Origin of the sequence: Mycolicibacter hiberniae, assembly GCF_010729485.1 — a bacterium.
In the GTDB taxonomy this organism is placed as follows: domain Bacteria; phylum Actinomycetota; class Actinomycetes; order Mycobacteriales; family Mycobacteriaceae; genus Mycobacterium; species Mycobacterium hiberniae.
Map to the genome: position 1 here is coordinate 112,444 of NZ_AP022609.1, position 17,254 is coordinate 129,697.

A 17,254-nucleotide genomic window follows, 5' to 3' on the forward strand; every position below is an offset into this window, starting at 1 on the left:
GCGGGCGGTCAGCCCGGATTGACCGCCGTCACCACCCAGGTGTGCCCGGGGAACTTCAGGACTCCGTCGACGCGGTGCCGGCGCAGCTCGCCGCGCAGGTCCTCGACCACAGCGGCCCAGCCGTCCTCGCCGAGCCGGGAAGGCAACTCGGCGCGGGCCTGCTGGCCGGTGCGGTTGGACAGGATCATCGTCAGGCGTTCCTCGACGCCGTCGCTGCCGTCGATGCTGAAGTTGCAGACCCCGTCGAACGCCGCTACACCCACCTGGGCCCAGCCGGCGTCAGTCAGGACAGCGCTTACCCGGTCGGCGTTGCCGAAGGCCAGCGGACCCGGCGCGGTGGGATCCACCGCGGCAGGTGGCGATTCCAGCTGCGCGGCCAGCAGGTCGACGCCCACGGAGAACATCGGGTTGTCGCCTTCGCGCCAGCACACGAACGCCAAGCCGGCACCCGGCGCTGCGGCGCTGCGGATGTTGATGAATGCGGCCACCGGGTCGTCGAAGAACATCACCCCGAACCGCGAGACGACCCGGTCAAACGGCGCCCCGCCGGCCCGCAGATCGAGGGTCTGGGCGTCCCCGAGCGTCACGGTGGCCTGCGGAACCCGCCGGCGGGCCGCGGTCACCATGGGCTCGGAGATATCGACGCCGAACGGGACGGCGCGCAGTGCCGCCACCCGTTTCAACAGCGTCCCGGAACCGCAACCGATGTCGAGCACCCTTGCGCCGGCTCGGATGTCGGCGGCCCGCATCACGGCGTCGGCGAACGGGGCAAGCGCCGCCTCGAAGATTGCCGCATTGTCGACCCAATCCACCCCTTGGGTCGCCCAAGACTGCTGCTGATCCTCGTTGGCCATGGCCCCAGCGTAAGGTGCGGCGCGGTCTAGCCTGTCAGCCGTGGATGGCCAGACGTTCTACACCCAGACCGGTCCCGGGCAGGGTGCGATGACGCAGACGGTGGGGGTGTGCGGAGCCGCGTGCGCCGGACCCGGGTGACCAGACTTTTGCCCGCCTCTGAGCGACAGTGGCCGTTATGTCAGCCTCGGGGGATCCGCCGGGTGCCGCGCTCGGCTGCGACGGGTGGCCCATGATGGTGTTCACGTTCGACAGTGAAGGAACCTCGCATGCCTGACGCTCCGCTGCGCGACGACCACCTCGAACTGCTGCGCCGCCGCGCACTGACCGAGGACGCGGCGCGCCCGCAGGCTGTGCAACGCCGCCACGACGCCGGCGGCCGTACCGCACGGGAGAACATCGCCGACCTGGTCGACCCCGGGACGTTCGTGGAGTACGGGCGGTTCGCGATCGCCGCCCAACGTGCCCGCCGCGACGTCGACGACCTGATCGCCAACACCCCCGGCGACGGCCTGCTTGGTGGCACCGCCACCATCAACAGCGCCCTGTTCGGCCGCGAGCGCAGCGCGTGCGCGGTGCTGGCCTACGACTACACCGTGCTGGCCGGCACCCAGGGGGCGATCGGCCACTTCAAGAAGGACCGGCTGTTCGAACTGATCGCCCGGATGCGCCTGCCCACGGTCTTCTTCGCCGAAGGCGGCGGCGGGCGCCCCGGGGATACCGACTACCCGACGGTGTCGTCTCTGGATGTCCCCGCGTTCGCGTTGTGGGCCAAACTGTCCGGTCTGGTGCCGCGCATCGCCGTGGTCAAGGGCCGTTGTTTTGCCGGCAACGCCGTCATCGCGGGTTGTTCGGATCTGATCATCGCCACCGCCGATACCTCGATCGGCATGGCGGGCCCGGCGATGATCGCCGGCGGCGGCCTGGGCCAGGTCGCCCCCGACGACGTCGGGCCCCTCTCGGTACAGGCACCCAACGGCGTCGTCGATGTGGTGGTGGCCGACGAAGCCGAAGCCGTCGCGGTGACCAAGAAGGTGCTCGGCTATTTCCAGGGCGCGACCGCGGCCGGCCCGGCACCCGACCAAAACGCCTTGCGCACCATGATTCCCGAGCGCGCCCGGCGCGCCTACCCGCTCAAGCCCATCATCGAGACCATCGCCGACGCCGACTCGGTGACCTTCCTGCGGGAGAAATTCGCCCCCGAGATGGTCACCGCACTGGCCCGCATCGAAGGCCGCCCGGTCGGAATCATCGGCAACAACACCATGGTGATGGCCGGGGCCATCACCGCCGGCGCATCGGACAAGGCCGCCCGATTCCTGCAGCTCTGCGACGCCTTCGGGCTGCCGGTGGTGTCGCTCATCGACTGCCCGGGCTACATGGTGGGCCCGGCCGCCGAAGCAGAAGCCCTGGTGCGGCGAGCATCTCGGCTGTTGGTGGCCGGCGCCGCGCTGCGGGTGCCGCTGATCGCGGTGATCCTGCGCCGCGGCTACGGGCTGGGTGCTCAAGCCATGATGGGCGGCAGCCTGCACGAGCCGGTGCTGACCGTGGCCTGGCCCGGCGCGCACCTGGGCCCGATGGGGCTGGAGGGCGCGGTCCGGTTGGGTCTGCGCAAGGAACTCGAGGCCATCGCCGACGCCGACGAGCGCGAGGAACGGGTGCGCCAAGCCACCACCGCCGCCGAGGAGCACGCCAAAGCCCTCAACGCCGCAGCGATTTTCGAGATCGACGACGTGATCGACCCCGCCGAGACCCGGGGTCTGATCGCGGCGACACTGGCGGCGTCGGAAGCGGTCGGCCGTGACGTGCCGCCGCGGCGTTTCGTCGACACGTTCTGAGGGCTTACGTCGAGCTGAGCCGCCGGCCCTCTGCTAGGACGGAAGGTGGCCGGTGAACGTGACCGTTCGCTGGTGTCACAGTTGCCCGCGCGGAATCGTCTACATGACATGAGCAGTAAGACATGGCCGGGACGTTGACCGCGTTCACCGGGCGACCCGTCGATGACGAAACCGTGGGACTCGGCCTACGCGCGGCCGGGACCTTCGAGTGGATTCCCGGGCTCGGCTGTCCCGGCGTCGCAGCGGTGCGGGGGCACACGTACGGGGCGGGCCTGCAGCCGGCACTGGCCGACGACTTTCGCCACGCCGTCTCGAACCAGACGAGGGGATCGCCATGACCATCGACCTGCCCTACATCGATGAACACACGCTACGGATCGACGCGCCGCGCGACCGGGTTTGGAGGGCCCTGCAGCGCTATGTCGAGGCCATGTTGCGCGCCAACGAACACAATCCGCTTCTCGCGCCGCTCGGCCTGCAGCCCCGCGCAGGCTTTGCAGTGGCCGAAAGTGTTGAGTTGCAACGTATCGTTCTCGTGGGCCGGCATCGATTCTCCCGGTATCGGTTGGTCTTCGAGCTCACCGACGCTTCGACGGGCGCTACGCGCGTACACGCACAGACCTATGCGGCTTTTCCAGGGCCGCACGGCCGCATCTACCGCACCCTGGTGATCGGGACCCGGCTGCACGTCGTCGCGACGAACTACCTGTTGCGGGAGATTCGCGCCGCGGCAGCAGTCGGCTAACCTCGCGGCCCGATCACGCCGCCGAGCGCAGATCCCTATCCCCGCTGGCCGGCTTCGGCGCCGGCCGGTCTCGCGGCGGCACCCACCCTACGTAGGTCAGATACAACCCGATGAGCGCGAACAGCACGTAGGCAGCGCGCGCCCAGCCCTCGGCGCGCATGACCAGGTTCGCACTCGCGATGCTGCTGTCGGGAAACACCACCAGCGCCAGCCCCTTGAGTGCGGTGAGCCAGCCCGTCACCGACACGCAGATCGCTGCTGCGCCCCGCCAATAGGGGTGAAAAGCCACCACGATCAAACCGGCCAACAGCGTGAACGCCCCAGTCGACCACAGCCACAGGGGATCGGCGGAGAAGTCGGAAGCCCAGATCTGCGGGGCCCGGAAGACCGCCGCCGCGGTGAGGACGACCAGGAACGGCCCGATCACCCGGGCGAACATCTGCGTCCTGGCTTGAGGTTGTTCTGACACATTCATCACGCCGACCTCCTGAACCGTGTTTCCCCAGCATACGAGCTGTTTACGGCTGCGGCCACTGCGTTGTCGGCGGCGTCAAAGGCCCGTCGTGGTGTCCAGTGTCAGCTCCCAGGCCGACAGCCACGGCGTGATGGTCTGGGCGATCGAGAACGGGTGCGGGTCTTCACAACTGGGCTCTGAGTAGGTGCCGTCGGAGACCGCGACGTAGATGCCGACAGCCTCGGTGGTGCCGTCCTCGCGCAGCCGGTACACCGGTCCGCCGGAATCGCCGCAGATACCCCCGGCTTCGAACCGGACTTTATTCGCTTCGCTGGCCACCACTGGCCCGCACAGCGGTCCACCGGTTCGAATCCCGAAGTGGCACAAGACGTCGCCGACGGCCACGTCCTCAGCGACCCCGGTGACCGGATGCCCGTCGACGACTGAGGTCAGGGGGATCTTGCCCGGATCGTCCAGGAGGATCAGCCCCATATCGTAGTCGTCCCAGTCGCTGCCGTCGTTGACGGTCTCGGTGAACGTGCCGATGGTGCGATAGGCGAATGCACCGCCGTGGCGAATCACCACCTGGCCCGGGCCCCCGCCCGGGTTGCAGTGGCCCGCCGCGAGCAAGCCGGGCTGGTTGTCGCGGGTGCGCACCAGGAATCCCGTAGTACAGGTGATGCCGGCGGCGTTTCCGCCGGCCGATACGTTGATGCCGATACCGGGCCCGATCACGTGCGCAAGCGGAATCGGGCTTTGCGGGCGGATGGGGTGTGCGCGGTTCACCTGATACAGCCCAACGAAGATCGCGACGACCACGACGGCGATCCCCAACCGCCATGCCACCGTCTTCGCCCTGTCCAGGCGGTGCTGTGCCGTCACCGTGGCCACGGTAGCGGCCCGCCTTCCAGGGCGGTCCGAGTGAGGGCCATTTGCGCACCGCAGTGATCGCCCTCAAGGGCCGCAGGGAGCGTGAGTGCACCGGCGCGCCTGCGGGCAATCGGATCCTGGGTCAGGAACGCTGCCTTGCGTAGGCTGGCCAGATGGCGTCCCCGACTCTGACCGCCGACTTCGCCCGCGCGCTGCCGGAGCTCGCCCAGCCCTGGCAGGCCGCCGTTCCGCCGGAGCCGAAGCTGGTGGTCCTCAACGAAGCGCTGGCTGCCGACCTGGGTCTGGACTCCGCCTGGCTGCGCAGCTCCGACGGTCTGAAGTTCTTGACGGGAAACGCCGTTCCCGACGGCGCCACCCCGGTCGCGCAGGCCTATGCCGGTCATCAATTCGGCAACTACGTCCCGCTGCTCGGCGACGGACGCGCCCTGCTGCTCGGCGAACTCGACCACAGCACGCCCCGCGACATCCACCTCAAGGGTTCCGGGCGCACCCCGTTCGCTCGCGGTGGCGACGGGTTGGCTGTCGTCGGCCCGATGCTGCGTGAGTACGTGATCAGCGAAGCCATGCACGCCCTGGGCATTCCCACCACCCGGTCCCTGGCCGTGGTCGCCACCGGAGCACACGTGCAACGCGAAACGGCGCTGCCCGGTGCGGTGCTGACCCGCATCGCCGGCAGTCACCTGCGGGTGGGCAGCTTCCAGTTGGTTGCCCAGCAGGCCCGCGCCACCCGCGATCTGAGCCTGCTGCGCCGGCTGGCCGACTACGCGATCGCCCGCCACTACCTGCAAGCCGCGCAAGCCGAGAACCCTTACCTGGCACTGTTTCAGGAGGTGCTCGAGGCCCAGGCCTCGCTGATCGCGAAGTGGATGCACGTCGGGTTCGTGCACGGGGTGATGAACACCGACAATATGACCATCTCCGGGGAGACCATCGACTACGGGCCGTGCGCCTTCATGGAGGCCTACGACCCGGCCACGGTGTACAGCTCCATCGATTACGCCGGGCGCTACGCCTACGGCAACCAGCCGCTGGTGGCCCAGTGGAACCTGGCCCGCTTCGCCGAAGCCATCCTGCCGCTGCTCGCCACCACCGAGGAGCTGGCGCTGTCGGTGGCGGTAGAAACCCTCGAAGGCTTCATGCCGCGCTATCACAGCTACTGGTCGGCTGGGATGCTGGCCAAGTTCGGGCTGACCGGCAGCGTGGAGTCCGCCGCCCTCATCGACCAGGCACTGGCGCTGCTCAAGGACAACCAGGTGGACTACACGTCGTTCTTCCGGCAACTCGCCCGCGCCGGGCGCGGTGACCCCGACGCGCTGCCGCCGGTGTTCGCCGACTGGCTGCACCGCTGGCGGGCCCTGGAACCCGACGCCGACGCCATGGACCGGGTCAACCCGGTCTACATCCCCCGCAACCATCTGGTGGAGCAGGCGTTGACCGCCGCGATGCATGGCGAGCTGGCCCCCGTGCTCACGCTGCTGGAGGTGATCGGCGAGCCCTACCGCGAACGTGACGGTCTGCAGGACTACGCCGCACCCGCGCCGCCCGAATTCGGGGAGTACCGCACCTTCTGCGGAACGTGATCGCCCGCACCGGCGATCACTCCGACGTTGACACCACGGCCTCGCTGTGCGCCCGCCCCGCCCGATGTGCACCGTGCTGGGCCGGGACATGCGGGCTTCGATGGCCCGGCGGTGCGGCATGCCGGCCCGCCGCGCCACTACCGTCCTCGCGGATCGTGAAGCGCTGCGCCACCCAGCGCAGCGGGCCCGGTGCCCACCAGTTCCACCGGCCCATCAGGTGCATGAACGCCGGCACCAGCACCATCCGAATCAGCGTGGCATCGGCCAGGACCGCCAACGTCAGACCGAGCCCCAACATGCGCATGAAGGACACCTGCGCGGCGATCAGCGCGGCGAACGAGATCGACATGATCAGTGCCGCAGCGGTGATCACCCGGGCGGTATGCGCCAGGCCCAGCGCCACACTCTCGTCGTTGTCGGCGCGGGTGCGCCCCGAGGCCAACCAGTACTCCCGGATCCGGGAGACCAGGAACACCTCGTAGTCCATCGACAGCCCGAACGAGATGCAGAACAGCAACACCGGCACGTTGGCCACCAGCATCCCGGTGGGTGTGGTGCCGAGCGCCCCGAGATTGCCGTCCTGGAAAATCCAGACCAGCGCACCGAACGCCGCGGACAGCGACAAGATGTTGAGGATCAGCGCTTTGATCGGCAACACCACGCTGCCGGTCAGCAGGAACAACAGTCCGAAGGTGATGACGCCGATCAGTCCCAGCACCTGCGGCAGACGGTCGGTGATCGCGTTGACGCTGTCGCGGTTGATCTGGGCCAGCCCGCCCATCTGCACTGGCCGCTGGTCGGGTCCGGGGACCTGATGAAGCCGATCGAGCTGGGTCTCCGAACGCTGCGAAAACAGCGGGGCGGTGCTGGAGACGGTCAGCAACACGCTGTCGTCCTTGATCCCGGTGGCCGCTGAGGGATCACCCACCCGGTTGCCGGCAACAAAGGTCCCGGTCGGCGCCGACACCGACGACACGTCGGGCACCCGGGACAGTTCAGCGGCGTAGCGGTCCAACTCGGCGGGGCCGACCCCGCGTGCGTCGCGAACCACGATCGGCACCGCCTGAGCGGAGTCGTCGGCGAACTGCTCGCGCAGCGCGTCGCCGACCTGATGGGCCGTCGCTGTTCGCGGCAGCACCCGGTCATCGGGGTAGCCCCACCTCACCCCGAGAAACGGAACACCGACCGCCACCAGCAGTGTGACCACCGTCAGGCCGATCGGCACCGCGTGGCGGGCCACGAACGTGGTGGACCGATACCAGAAACCCTGTTCGATGGGCCGGGCCACCGGTGCGGGGCGCCGCAGCAGCCGGCGAAGCAGGCGGCGCAGGTCCAGCGCATCGAGCCGGGTCCCCAGCAGGGCGATCGCCGCCGGGGTGATCACGATGGCGGCGATCGCCACGAACGCCACGGTCGCCACCCCGGCGTAGGCGAACGACTTGAGGAAATACATCGGGAACAACACCATGGCGGCCATCGACAGCGCGACGGTGATCGCCGAGAACAGCACGGTGCGGCCGGCGGTGGTCATGGTGCGGATCAGCGCTCGGTCAGGCGCGGCGCCCTCGGCCAGTTCGTCGCGGTAGCGGCTGATGATCAGCAGCGTGTAGTCGATCGCCAGCGCCAAACCCATCGCCGTGGTGAGGTTCATCGCGAAGATCGACACATCGGTGCCTAGCGAGATCAGCCGCAGCACCGCCATCGAGCCCACGATCGCCAGCCCGCCCAGCGCCACCGGCAACGCCGCCGTCAACAGGCCCCCGAAAACCCACACCAGCACCGCGAAGCTCAACGGGATCGCGATCGATTCCATCAGCAGTAGGTCATGCTGATTCTGATGATTGATCTGCGCGTAGACCATCGCGCCGCCGCCGGCACGAACGCTGACGCCGTCCCGGTCGTGGGCGACCTGGTCGGCCAGGGTGCGGGCGTACTTCTGGGCGTCGTTCTCGCCGCCGCGCAGGTTGGCCACGATCATGCCGGCCGAACCGTCGGTGCTGATCAGCCGGGCGGCGGCCGTCGGTGCACCGGTCCAGGGCGAGGTGACGTTGAAGACGTGCGGCGAGTCCCGCAGCTCTGCGGCGATCTCGGTGCCCACCGAGCGGACCTGCTCGCTGTGAACTCCCTGCGGGGAACTCACCAGGATCAGCAGTTGCTGGTCACTCTGGCCGAATTTGTCGGTCAGTAACGCGGTGGCCTGCGCAGATTCCGAACCCGGATCCTGGAAACCGCCTGCGGACAGGTTGTCGGCCACCGGGATTCCGAACACCGCGGCAGCGACCATCACCAGGCCGGCCAAGGCCAGAACACGACGTGGAGCGGCGAGGGCCAGCAGGGCTATTCGGTGCAGCAATCCCGTGACCTTTCGCCGGGCCGGTCAACCGGAGGTGCCGGCGCACCCCCACCGACAACATACGTAGTGGACCGTCCGAGCGTTCAACATTTGCCGGCTATCGGTCAAGATCGGCCAGGTACTCCGAGCAGGTGAACCGGGGCGTCGGCGGTGCCGTGACTTCGGCATGGACAACACACCGACCGTAGCCGCCGTCGCGGTGGAATTCCCTTCACACCAACACCGTCAGGGGGAGGTGATGGCCGCCCTGTCGGACTTCGCCAGCCCGGACTTTCAGCGGTTCGCCGCGCACAGTGGCGTCGCCACCCGGCAGCTGGCGCTGCCGCTGGGGCGCTATTCCAAGCTCAGCGGCTTCACCGAGGCCAACGACGAATACCTCGACATCGCGCTCGAGCTCAGTGAGCGGGCGCTGCTGGCGGCGCTCGATCGCGCCGGAATCGCACCCTCCGACGTCGATGTGGTGTTCTCGACGACGGTGACCGGACTGTCGGTTCCTTCTCTGGAGGGGCGTTTGGTCAACCGGATCGGTCTTCGCTCCGACGTCAAACGCGTCCCGCTGTTCGGGCTGGGCTGCGTCGCCGGTGCGGCCGGCCTGGCCCGGGTCCACGACTACCTCCGTGCCTTTCCCGACCAGGTGGCGGCCCTGGTCGCCGTCGAACTGTGCTCGCTGACGGTGCAGCGCCAAGACCATTCCGTGGCAAACTTGGTTGCCGCCAGCCTTTTCGGCGACGGTGCTGCGGCGGTCATCGCGACAGGAGCCAGACGTGCCGCCCGTGGACCGCGGCTGCTGGCGACCCAGTCTCAGACCTACCCCGACACCGACGACATCTTGGGATGGAAGATCGGCAGTGAGGGCTTCAGCATCGTCTTGGGTGTGGAGATCGTCGCGATCGTCGAGAAATACCTCGGTGAGAACGTCCGCGAATTCCTGGCGAACCACGGCCTGGTCAGCGACGATATCTCGACATGGATCGTGCATGCCGCCGGGCCCAAGGTGATCGATGCGGTCGAGAATCTGCTGCATCTGGGTCCGGACGCCTTGACACGCACCCGAAAGTCGCTGCACGACCACGGGAACCTGTCCTCGGTGTCCGTCCTGGACATCCTCGACGGCATCGAGTCCGATCCGCCGCCGCCGGGCTCCCGCGGACTGATGATCGCGATGGGGCCGGGCTTTTCGGCCGAACTCGTGCTGCTGGAGTGGTGAGCATGTACTACCTGTTGATTCTGGCGGTCGGGCTGGAGCGCCTGGTGGAACTGGCGGTGGCCAAGAACAACGCACGGTGGGCATTCGCCAACGGCGGCACCGAATTCGGACACCGGCACTATCCGGTGATGGTCGGCATCCATGCGGCGCTGTTGCTCAGCTGCGTCGGCGAGGTGGCGCTGCTGCACCGGCCCTTCTTCCCCTGGCTGGGCTGGCCCATGTTCGCGGTGGCCGCCCTGAGCCAGGGGCTGCGCTGGTGGTGCGTGACCACGCTCGGCCGGCGCTGGAACACCCTGGTGATCGTCATGCCCGAAAGCCCGCTGGTGCACGGCGGCCCGTATCGCTGGATCCGTCACCCCAACTATGTGGCCGTGGTACTCGAAGGGCTGGCACTACCGTTGATCCATACCGCGTGGCTGACCGCGCTCTGGTTCGGCCTGGCAAACGCCGCGGTGCTGTTGGAGCGGATTCGGGTGGAGAACGTGGCATTGGGGTATCGATGACCGGCTTCGACACCGACCTGCTGATCGTCGGCGGCGGACCGGGGGGACTTGCCACAGCGCTGTGCGCTCGTCAGCAGGGGCTTTCGGTGATCGTCGCCGATCCTCGGGCCAGCCCCATCGACAAGGCCTGCGGGGAGGGGCTGATGCCGGGCGGGCTGGAGGTGCTCACCTCGCTCGGGGTGGATCCAGAAGGTATGCCCCTGCGCGGCATCACCTACCTCGACGAGCAGCGACGGGCGGAGGCCCCGTTCCGCAATGGGCCGGGGCGCGGCGTGCGCCGCACCACGCTGCACGCTGCGCTGACCGATCAGGCCAAGCGCAGCGACGTCGACTGGATCGCCGCCCGCATCGGCGACGTCGTTCAAGACGACAGGGGAGTCACCGCCGGCGGCGTCCGAGCCCGGTGGCTGATCGCCGCCGACGGACTGCACTCCACCGTCCGCCGCGCCGTCGGGATCTCCTGTACCGCCGGCGTGCCCCGGCGCTACGGGCTGCGGTGGCACTACCGGGTTCCGGCGTGGTCGGAATCCGTCGAGGTGTACTGGTCGCGCTGGGGAGAGGCCTACGTGACGCCGGTCGACCCGGAGCTGGTGGGGGTGGCCGTATTGTCGGCGCACCGCCCCCAGCTGGACTGGTTTCCGCGCCTGGCAGCCCGCCTCGGTGACGCCCCACACGGCCCCGCCCGGGGCTGCGGGCCGATGCGGCAAGTGGTTTCGCGCCGTGTCGCCGGCCGGGTGCTGCTGGTCGGCGACGCGGCCGGCTACGAGGATGCGCTCACCGGCGAGGGCATCAGCCTGGCCGTCAAGCAGGCCGCCGCGGCTGTCGCCGCGATCATCGACGACAACCCGGATGCTTACGAGCGCTCCTGGCGCTCGATCACCCGCCGGTATCGCCTGCTCACCCGGGGGTTGGTGCTGGCCGGTGCATGGCAGCCGGCCCGACGGGCGCTGGTTCCCGCATGCTGCGCACTGCCGAGCGTGTTCGACCGCGCGGTGCACCTGCTGGCCCACTGAGGGCCCGCTCCACCGCCGCCAGCACCCGCAGCGTCGATGCCCGCGAACCCACCGTGATGCGCACCGCTCCGTCCGGATAGCCGCGGACCCGCAGACCGCTGCCGGTGAAAGCCTCGCTCCAGGACCGCTCCGCCGCCGTCAGGTACACGAAGTTGGCGTGCGAATCGGTGGTGCGGGCACCTGCTGCGTGCAACCGGGCCCGCAGATAGCTGCGCTCGGCGACGATCCGGGCGATGCGCTGCTCCAACTGCGCTGCGGCCGCATACGACGCGGCCACCGCCTCGGTGCATCCGGCGCCGGTGCCGAACGGAAGCTGCGTCGACCACAGCAGGCCGGCCAGCGCCGGCGCCGCCAGCGCATAGCCGATCCGCAGCCCGGCCAGACCGTAGGCCTTGGAGAAGGTCCGCAACACGATCACGTTCGGAAACCGCGCGATGAGGCGGGACACGTCGATGCGCCGGCCGGGGGAGACGAATTCGATGTAGGCCTCGTCGAGCACCACGATGGTGTCGGCGGGTACGTTCGCAACCAGCCGTTCGACCTCGGCGACGGGCTCCACGGTTCCGGTCGGATTGTGCGGCCGGCACACCACGACCATCCGCGCATGTTGGGCGGCGTGCGCCATGGCGGTCAGATCATGATGGCCGTCGCCGTCGAGTGGTATGTCGACCAGGTCCAGGCCGGCCATGCGCGCAAAAGCCGGAAACCCATCAAAAGTAGGTGTGCTCAATACGATTCGTTCTCCGGGAGTTGCGAACGTTTGGAACACCCGCAGTGCCAGCCCGGACGCCCCGGAACCGATGGCCACGTTCTCCTCGCCCACCTGCGCGTGATCGGCTATCAGACGGCGCAACCGGAAGGGCAGAAAGTCCGGATAGCGGTTGGCCGCGCCCATGCGGTCGATCAGTGCCGCACGCACCGCCGGCAGCGGCGGCAGCGGGCTCTCGTTGAGCGCCAACGCGAAAGGATCGACCGCTGACGGGCCCGCGCCGCTACGGTGCGCGATCAAGGAATCCGCATACGCCGCAGACGTCATCGCGGCGGTCCGCCCCAGCGGATCGCGGCCGCACCGGCGAAATCACCGGCGTGCGCGAAGCCGGCCATCACCACCACCTCGCCCGGTGACACCCGCCGTTGGGCAATCGCGCGATCGAGGTTGATCGGGATACCGGCGCCGAACAGGTTGCCATACTGATCGAAGGTGTCCATATGGCGCGATTCGGGCACTTCGAGGGCTTCGCGCCAATTGCGCAGAAACACCCGGTTGGGCTGATTGGTGACCAGCAGGCCGATATCGGCGGCGGACACTCCGATGCGGTGACACACCGCCAGGGCGACCTCGGGAACCTGCCGGTTTCCGCGCGCGAGCACCTTGGTGATCTTGTCGTCGGTGAATCCGATGTAGCCGGCCCCCGGCCCGGGTTGCCACCACTTGCGGTACGGGTCGACGGCGTAGGTCATATCGCCGGCGTACTGCCCGTAGGTCCGGCATTCGACGTCGAGGATCGGCGAGTGATCCGACCGGGTCACCAACCCGACAGCGGCGCCGTCGCCGGGCACCGAGGCCTGCGGCTTTCCGCGCACGGCAGGCTGATCGAACACCTGACCGGCGGCGTTCTGGGCGATGGCGATCAACGCCGTGCGCCCGGCGCCGGCCGCCAGCAGCTGGCGGGCGACGTTGAGGCCCAGGATGAAGGCAGCGCAGCCGCCGTTGTGCAGGTCCAGCACCGTGGTCGGGTGCATCCCCAATCGGTGGGCGATGCCGCCGCCGGCGCCGCAGAACGGGATGTCGGGCAACTGAGTGTGCGTGATCAAGATGTCGACGTTCTCGATGACCTCTCGGCCGTGGCGTTCGATGATTCCCTGTGCCGCCTGCTCGATCATGTCGGCCGCGGTCTCGTCGGTTCCCACGTGGTGGCGGAACTTGGGTGCGCGGAACATCAGGTTGTCGCGCAACGTATCGGACTCGGCGAACTGCATGTAGTAATCGGCGCCGACGGGTTCGCCCGGAACATAGCTGGAGACGTCGGTCAGGCTGACGACGGATCGGTTCATGATCGACTCACCGCATCCAGAACGGGGTGATCGGCAGGCCATTGCGGTGCCGGTATTCGGCGATCGCCTTCAAGTTCTTCAGTTCCAGCAGATGGCCGGCGCCGAACATGTCCCAGAAGTCGCCCACCCACACCGGTCGCTGCGGTGGCGCGGTGTCCGGATAGGGGTTGTGGTCGTAGAACGGGTGGTGGCAATTGGTCCACAGCACAACCGATCCGGGCTTGTTGAGCACGACCTGAGCGTCGATGACCCGCATCAGGTAGATCATCCAGAGGTGGTCGGGCTGGTCCCAGGCGCAGTGATAGTCCACGGTACGCGCTTGCCGGTTGGACACCGTGCGGGTGTAGATCTTGGTTTCCGAACCCAGGCGGTCGTAGGCGAGCCAAAGCCCGGATTCGTCGGCCGGGGTGAAGCCGCGCAGACTGTAGGTCCACTCTTCCAAACAGCGGGTGTCGGAAAGGTATTCGAACAATTCGTCGGGCGGACAGTCGATGTAGTCGTTGACGGTGCAATAGTCGCCGAAGACCGCGTCGTGAGGGTAGACCGAGTGCATCATCTCCATGATGATCGGGGTGGCGACCTCCCGGGGGCTGGTCTCGACGCGGACCAGGCCGTCGATGGGCCCCGGTGAGCCGGTGTGAACGCTGATATCAGCGAGTGCTGGCAACGACATTGCAGTGATCCTCCTGGTGGGTGGTTACTTCGCCGTTGTGGCGGAGTGCGGTGTCGGGTTTGGCCGAGGGGGCAAGGAACGGGGCGAACGGGGGTATCTCGTCGGCGGCGCACTCGACGCTGATCACCGACGGGCCGTTGCGGTCCAACGCCCGTGCCACCGCCTCGGCGAACGCGCCGGCGTCGGTGGCGTCGATGGCGGTGAGGCCCGGCAACATCGAGGCCAGACCGGCGCCGAGGTGGCTGGGAGTGAAGCGGTTGTAGCTGTAGAGGCCGTCGTAGAAAAGCTGCTCGCGGGTGACGCACATGGCGTGCGCGTTGTTGTTCAACAGCACGAACAGGATCGGAAGGCGGTATTGGACGGCGGTGTGAATCTCCATCCCGTGCATGAAGAACGCGCCGTCTCCGGCGATCACCACGGTGCGCCGGCCGCGGCCCAGTGCCGTGCCGATACCGGCGCCGAAGCTGTAGCCCATGCCGCCCATACCGAGTGCAGCCAGGTAGCGACCGCCGCGGCGCGGCGGCAGGTAGTGGATCGCCGCCGCGCCGGTGTTGCCGGCATCGACGACGATGTCGGTGCCGTCGGGCAGCGTGCGGTCCAGCACGGCCATCGCATCCCGATAGCGCACTCCCGGGCCGGTGTAGGGCGGGGGAGCCAACGCGGTGCGTGGCACCGTCTCGGGTACGCGTAGCCACCGCGGACGCCCGGCGCCGGAGAGTTCCCGGCAGATGGCGCGCAGCGACACGCGAAGGTCGGCGGTGTGCACGTGTGTGCACGGCAGGTACGGCGCCGCTGAACCGATCGACAGGGTGCGAACAGCGCTCAGGGCTTCATCGAGGCCGGCGCGCGCCGTCAGCGACAGTCGGGTTCCCACCACCAGGCACACCGCGCTGGCGTGCAGGGTCTCGACGACTGACGGGTGGCCCATCACACCTGCCACCCCCAGTGCTGAGGAGGCTCCCAGACCCGTTGTGCCGGAGACATCCTTGGCGTCCGGGACGCACACCACCCGGGCCCGCAGCAGTGCCCGCAGGTTCTCGAGTTCGGCGCGGGCGTCGTCGCGGGCCACCTGCTCGCCCGCGATGATCGTGACCGGTCCGTGGGCGTTGCGCAGCGCCCGCAGGATGGGATGCGGGTCGCTGATCACGCGATGATCGCCGCCGTGGTAGGCGCCGGAAGTCGGAATCGTGATGAGTGCCTGCTGAACATCCTTGGGCAGCAGAAGTACTGCGGGCCCACCGGTGCGTGCGGCGGCGATCGCGCGAGGTAGGGCAGCCAGGATGTGTTCGGGGTCGGTCACCCGCTCGCAGAAGACCGATACCGCCGAGAACAACGCCTGCGCGTCGAGTGCGCCGTTGCGGCCGCTGGTGTCTTGAAAACTGCCCCGGCCGTCCAAAGCGCTCGGCGCCTGGCCTACCAGCGCCAGCACCGGCACCCGGCTGGCCAAGGATTCACCCAGACCGGCAATAAGATTCAGCGCGCCGCCGCCCGACGTGGCGGCCACCACTCCCAGGCCGGCGCCGCTGCGGCTGTAGCCATCGGCCATGGTGGCCGCGGAGAACTCATGTTTGGCCAGCACCGCGGTGATGCCGGGGAGGAAATACGCTGCGTCGTAAAGATCTTCGATATTCGCGCCATCGACGCCGAAGATGTGACCGACTCCCATGGCCGCCAACTGGGCGACGATGTGATCGACCACGGTAGCAATCCTGGACATCTGCCCGCCTAACTCGTGACGATGTCATTGACACGGTTCGCGGCGGGCTTTGGTTCAGGAGCCATCGCTTGACGGCTCGGCACGAGCTACAGCGTGCGCTCCAGCAGGACCTTGCCGTCAACGGCCGAAACCACTTGAACGGCAGCGATTTGATGCGACGGTGTCGAGATGCTGCCCGCCGGTGTGGCAGTGTGCCCGGGTTCAGCGACCCAGGTCGCCAACCGGGTCTGGCTGCCGTCGCGTCCCACCACCACCAACGCCAGGGTGTCGTGGTGGGCGTTCACCGGCGCCAGGCAGACACAGCTCAAGTCGATGTAGCTGCCCCAGGAGTTGTCGGTGACAACGACCGTACTGGCCAGCGCCGTCGTTCCGACCTGCGCCATCGGCACCGCATCGTGGTGAGGTGATGTCGTGGTGGCGTCGATGCCGATCAGCACACCGATGCCCAGGACGGCCGCCGCGGCAGCCGACGCCGACCACGTCACCAGCCGGGTACGGCGGCGACGCCGGCGCACCTCGGTGAGCAGGGCCGGCAGCAGAGTGCCCGGGGGCGGCGGCTGCGCGGCACCGGAGGCATCCATCGCGGTGACACCGGCATCGTCGAGCTGCGAGAGCAGGGCAGGCACGCCGCTGATCTCGGCGACGGCCTCGCGGCACTGCGCGCACCCGGCGAGGTGCCCTTCGAATTCTCGCCGATCAGCCGGTGACAACGACCCGAGCACGTAGGCGGCATCCCACATCGCGTAAGGGTGCTCGCCGTCGGCCGGGGCGAACTCTCGTGGCGTGGTCATCGTGTCACCCCCATCTCCTGTAGGGCGAGTCGTAGAGCCCGTACCGCATAGTGCAGGCGTGATTTCACAGTTCCCTCAGCGATCCCGAGGTTCTCGGCGATCTGGCCCGTACTCCATCCACGGTAATAGGAGCGCTCGATCACCGCCCGGTGTTCCTCCGACAGACGGGTCATCGCGTCGCCGATCAGCATCCGGTCCAGGGCGTTGTCCACCTCGTCGCGAGTGGCCTGCTCGGGGGCGGTCGTCTCGTCGAGCGATGCGACGACGTGACGGTACCGCGCGCTGCGTCGTTCATCGATGATCATGTTGCGGGCCACGGTGCACAACCAGGCCCGAGGCGAGCGTTCGGCGTCGCCGATGACCTCCGGGTGTTGCCAGGCACGCAGCAGCGTCTCCTGCACGACGTCTTCGGCGCGGCTGGCATCGCCGGTCAAGCGCAGGGCGTAGCGCCATAACACCGCGGCGTGCTCCTCGTAGAGCCCTCGTATCAGCGCGGCTTCATGGTCCGACGGAATACCGGTCCGAGGCAAGCTGATCACCTCCTGCCTAATGGCACGAAGTGCGAGCCCGCCGGGTTCATGT

Annotated in this window: 17 protein-coding genes; 7 read left to right on the forward strand and 10 right to left on the reverse strand. The window is 68.4% G+C overall.

Annotation, left to right across the window (positions count from 1 at the left end; translation table 11 throughout):
• Positions 1-8: 8 nt before the first annotated feature.
• On the reverse strand, positions 9-854 hold the full coding sequence (locus G6N14_RS00560; protein WP_085136686.1) for a class I SAM-dependent methyltransferase: 846 nt from the start codon (positions 852-854) through the stop codon (positions 9-11).
• Positions 855-1,121: 267 nt separating this feature from the next.
• On the opposite strand from G6N14_RS00560, the gene G6N14_RS00565 reads away from it, so the two are divergent.
• From G6N14_RS00565 to G6N14_RS00575, 3 genes are all read left to right on the forward strand, one after another.
• A complete protein-coding gene (locus G6N14_RS00565) occupies positions 1,122-2,690 on the forward strand; it encodes an acyl-CoA carboxylase subunit beta (protein WP_085136687.1) in 1,569 nt (522 codons plus the stop codon).
• Positions 2,691-2,812: 122 nt separating this feature from the next.
• On the forward strand, positions 2,813-3,028 hold the full coding sequence (locus G6N14_RS00570; protein WP_085136688.1) for a hypothetical protein: 216 nt from the start codon (positions 2,813-2,815) through the stop codon (positions 3,026-3,028).
• On the forward strand, positions 3,025-3,435 hold the full coding sequence (locus tag G6N14_RS00575) for a hypothetical protein (protein ID WP_085136689.1): 411 nt from the start codon (positions 3,025-3,027) through the stop codon (positions 3,433-3,435). Before G6N14_RS00570 ends, G6N14_RS00575 begins: the two co-directional genes overlap by 4 nt.
• 13 nt (positions 3,436-3,448) lie before the next feature.
• On the opposite strand, the gene G6N14_RS00580 is transcribed toward G6N14_RS00575, so the two are convergent.
• Positions 3,449-3,910: a hypothetical protein gene (locus G6N14_RS00580; protein ID WP_085136690.1), complete on the reverse strand. Its 462-nt coding sequence runs from the start codon at positions 3,908-3,910 to the stop codon at positions 3,449-3,451.
• Between the two features lie 75 nt (positions 3,911-3,985).
• A complete protein-coding gene (locus G6N14_RS00585; protein WP_085136775.1) occupies positions 3,986-4,771 on the reverse strand; it encodes a chymotrypsin family serine protease in 786 nt (261 codons plus the stop codon).
• A gap of 161 nt (positions 4,772-4,932) precedes the next feature.
• Between G6N14_RS00585 and G6N14_RS00590 the strand changes: the two genes are divergently transcribed.
• Entirely contained in the window at positions 4,933-6,360 is a 1,428-nt protein-coding gene (locus G6N14_RS00590) for a protein adenylyltransferase SelO (RefSeq protein WP_085136691.1), read from the forward strand.
• A 16-nt stretch (positions 6,361-6,376) separates the two neighbouring features.
• Here the strand turns inward: G6N14_RS00590 and G6N14_RS00595 are convergent, their stop codons facing one another.
• On the reverse strand, positions 6,377-8,713 hold the full coding sequence (locus tag G6N14_RS00595; RefSeq protein ID WP_085136692.1) for an MMPL family transporter: 2,337 nt from the start codon (positions 8,711-8,713) through the stop codon (positions 6,377-6,379).
• 166 nt (positions 8,714-8,879) lie between these two features.
• On the opposite strand from G6N14_RS00595, the gene G6N14_RS00600 reads away from it, so the two are divergent.
• Genes G6N14_RS00600 through G6N14_RS00610 form a run of 3 tightly spaced genes read left to right on the forward strand, consistent with a single transcriptional unit; the run spans position 8,880 to position 11,436 of the window.
• On the forward strand, positions 8,880-9,920 hold the full coding sequence (locus G6N14_RS00600; protein ID WP_085136693.1) for a type III polyketide synthase: 1,041 nt from the start codon (positions 8,880-8,882) through the stop codon (positions 9,918-9,920).
• Positions 9,921-9,922: 2 nt separating this feature from the next.
• On the forward strand, positions 9,923-10,423 hold the full coding sequence (locus G6N14_RS00605; RefSeq protein WP_085136694.1) for an isoprenylcysteine carboxyl methyltransferase family protein: 501 nt from the start codon (positions 9,923-9,925) through the stop codon (positions 10,421-10,423).
• Positions 10,420-11,436, forward strand: a complete 1,017-nt coding sequence (locus G6N14_RS00610; RefSeq protein WP_085136695.1) for an NAD(P)/FAD-dependent oxidoreductase — start codon at positions 10,420-10,422, stop codon at positions 11,434-11,436. The genes G6N14_RS00605 and G6N14_RS00610 overlap by 4 nt, the downstream gene beginning before the upstream one ends.
• Here the strand turns inward: G6N14_RS00610 and G6N14_RS00615 are convergent.
• The 6 genes from G6N14_RS00615 to G6N14_RS00640 all read right to left on the reverse strand — a co-directional run bounded on the left by G6N14_RS00615 (position 11,321) and on the right by G6N14_RS00640 (position 17,202).
• A complete protein-coding gene (locus G6N14_RS00615) occupies positions 11,321-12,472 on the reverse strand; it encodes an aminotransferase class I/II-fold pyridoxal phosphate-dependent enzyme (RefSeq protein ID WP_109559883.1) in 1,152 nt (383 codons plus the stop codon). The genes G6N14_RS00610 and G6N14_RS00615 overlap by 116 nt on opposite strands.
• Positions 12,469-13,491, reverse strand: a complete 1,023-nt coding sequence (locus G6N14_RS00620; protein ID WP_085136696.1) for a 3-oxoacyl-ACP synthase III family protein — start codon at positions 13,489-13,491, stop codon at positions 12,469-12,471. The genes G6N14_RS00615 and G6N14_RS00620 overlap by 4 nt, the downstream gene beginning before the upstream one ends.
• Before the next feature lie 7 nt (positions 13,492-13,498).
• Positions 13,499-14,164, reverse strand: a complete 666-nt coding sequence (locus G6N14_RS00625; RefSeq protein ID WP_085136697.1) for a DUF8713 domain-containing protein — start codon at positions 14,162-14,164, stop codon at positions 13,499-13,501.
• Positions 14,142-15,881 (reverse strand): thiamine pyrophosphate-binding protein, encoded by a 1,740-nt coding sequence (locus G6N14_RS00630; protein WP_085136698.1) that lies wholly within the window; start codon positions 15,879-15,881, stop codon positions 14,142-14,144. The genes G6N14_RS00625 and G6N14_RS00630 overlap by 23 nt, the downstream gene beginning before the upstream one ends.
• A gap of 86 nt (positions 15,882-15,967) precedes the next feature.
• Positions 15,968-16,672 carry an anti-sigma factor family protein gene (locus G6N14_RS00635; RefSeq protein WP_085136699.1) on the reverse strand — a complete coding sequence of 235 codons (705 nt, stop codon included), beginning with the start codon at positions 16,670-16,672 and terminating at the stop codon, positions 15,968-15,970.
• Positions 16,669-17,202, reverse strand: a complete 534-nt coding sequence (locus G6N14_RS00640; RefSeq protein ID WP_085136776.1) for a sigma-70 family RNA polymerase sigma factor — start codon at positions 17,200-17,202, stop codon at positions 16,669-16,671. The genes G6N14_RS00635 and G6N14_RS00640 overlap by 4 nt, the downstream gene beginning before the upstream one ends.
• Positions 17,203-17,254: the final 52 nt, after the last annotated feature.